Below are 2214 nucleotides of genomic sequence, written 5' to 3'. Positions count from 1 at the left end.
CTCTCCGTATTATATATCTTAACATAGCTGACTTTTTTGATGCCCACTTACTTAGCCCTCTTCTGTCACTTTCCGAAAACATTTGCCATTTCTGAATCTTAGAGCTTTTGTATAGCAAGCGATAGCACGATTATTTTCTAATAACAAATACAAGGCCTATTTTTTTCTAATAGTATAGCTTGTATTGATTGTCTCATGAGGCTTCTAGCGATCGCCCTCCCGGAGAGTGACAGAAGAGGGTTAGTGGTTGTCAATCATTTTAGCTGATGTAAGGTGTAATTACTCCTGTGCTCTAGCTTTTTACACCCAATTTGTGTCTAAAGCTATCTAAAAACGTCCACAATTTACCTCAAGACTTAGAACGTTTGTCCTCAATTTTTCAGGGCTGATAAAGTAAAAACCCCTTGAAATCTAACGATTTCAAGGGGTTGAATGAGATGCCAGGAACCAGACTTGAACTGGTGACACGAGGATTTTCAGCCCGTCCCGACGACGCCGGTTCTTTGCTTATTTTCACGGTCAATCATCCTAAAAATCTTGTGCTGTCTGCTTTTGGGGTGCATCAATTTATATAACTCAAATTAATCACGACTCAGGCAGATTCACAACCGGGGGGCGGGGTCTGTCACTGCGTTTTAGCAGCAGTTCAAAAGCCCTCTGGTGCTGTTTTTCTGATATCCAGTGATGGTATAAGTCGCTGTGGACTTTGAGAGAATGTCCCATTTGCTGGGCAGCTAGAGAAATTTCTAAACCGTATTCTAACGTGCGAATTGCCCAGGCATGGCGCAGGTTATAAGCTGCAAAAGGAATCTTGTACTTTCTAAAGTAATGACATACGGTTCCTCCTCCCAAGCTGGCATTAGAGCGCGATAAGTCAACGGCGGGAAAATTAATATCGTGCAAATCAAATTCGGTTACCCACTCTGGATGAAAAGGCCAAACGCGCCGACTGCCCGTCTTGCCTTCGATGACTGTACAAATATGACTATTTTGAAATGCCTCTAAATCTAAACGGAATACTTCATGATTGCGTAAGCCATAAGTCGCCATCATGCCGTATACCCAGCGCCACGGTGCAGCAGGTATTTGATGAAAGGATTCAACAATTACCGCATCATCTGGAATTTGTCTGGGTGCAACTTTTTTGGGGTTATAGTCTCCTTTTAGCGTTTTAACTTCAACTTGAACTTCGGCGAACTTCGCCAAAGCTCCCAGGCAGATGCAAAAACGCTTGCGGGTTTTGGTGTCTGGCGGAGTGGTGAGAATCGTCTGCCTCAAAATCTCAGCATTTAAAGGTTCATCTGGTGGCAACCGCCGAAATACTGCTTGGTATTCTGTTTTCCAAGTCGTCAGCGTTTGCTGGTCTTTGCGGCGCCGATTAAAGTAATCTTCCTCAAACAATAAAATCCACTCACCCACGGTGCTAGGTAAGTGGATATCGTGATTATGATGGCGAGTGTAAACTTGCCAATCAAAATTCTTCTCGTCCAAAGATAACCGAACTTTGAAAGCTTCTTTTTCGGCAATTCTCACCCCCTCCGGCGTGGCGCTGATGCCTGGGTAAATTCTTTGGCGGCTGGGTCTGTCTTCTTTTGCTCCTGGCTTGGGAGGGAAAGTACCGCGCAGTCTCAGCCAAGCACCGTGCCTTTCTGATGCTAATTCTTTGCTGTTTGAGCCGGATATTGGCATTAGCAATCAGCGCGTCAATGTCAGCGTTCATTATCAGTTACTCGTCGATATCTTCAAAAGTCAAATAAACTCGGCTCTCCAGTTGATTGGGCGGACGGCAGGGGTATGGATTGGATTTTTCTAATAGCTTTAGTCCCATCCCTTCGATGCTTTCGATGAATAATTCTGCTGCATCTTCTACCTTGTCTTTATTCGCCCAAACACGAACTCTAATTAGTTTCGTTGCTTCCTTGGCTGGGGTATCATCGCGTTCCCATTCTTTCTTTGCTGCCTGCCAATACCACCCCAGACGATTTAATTCTGCATAAAGCTCCTCTTGAGTTTGATGTGGAACTTTTAATACTTGGCAGGCTTTTGAGTATTTCTGTGTTCGCTTCATGATCCTCTAAACGAAATAAGAATGAAGCTAATTTATTAACTTCATTCTTCAGTAATTAATAGTTAGTAACAATCATCGTCGTCATCGTCATCATCGCCATCGTCATCGTCGTAAGTATCTATTGCTAAATCAGATTTGTTTTCGGG

The 2214-nt window shown here is 43.6% G+C and carries 2 protein-coding genes; both read right to left on the bottom strand.

What is annotated here, in order from left to right:
• Window positions 1-585: 585 nt before the first annotated feature.
• Window positions 586-1689, bottom strand: coding sequence for a site-specific integrase (locus ACM0OY_RS40155; protein WP_414574263.1), 1104 nt, complete (start codon window positions 1687-1689; stop codon window positions 586-588).
• Window positions 1690-1726: 37 nt separating this feature from the next.
• Window positions 1727-2068 carry a hypothetical protein gene (locus ACM0OY_RS40150; RefSeq protein WP_414574262.1) on the bottom strand — a complete coding sequence of 114 codons (342 nt, stop codon included), beginning with the start codon at window positions 2066-2068 and terminating at the stop codon, window positions 1727-1729.
• Window positions 2069-2214 lie beyond the last annotated feature (146 nt).

The organism is Nostoc sp. CCY 9925, assembly GCF_963920935.1.
Lineage (GTDB): Bacteria > Cyanobacteriota > Cyanobacteriia > Cyanobacteriales > Nostocaceae > Nostoc.
This window is presented reverse-complemented; position numbering and strand designations above follow the sequence as displayed.

Bases quoted from the DNA above. Each gene is read 5' to 3' on its own strand.
- ACM0OY_RS40155 (WP_414574263.1), bottom strand. From the start codon at position 1,689: ATGCCAATATCCGGCTCAAACAGCAAAGAATTAGCATCAGAAAGGCAC.
- ACM0OY_RS40150 (WP_414574262.1), bottom strand. From the start codon at position 2,068: ATGAAGCGAACACAGAAATACTCAAAAGCCTGCCAAGTATTAAAAGTT.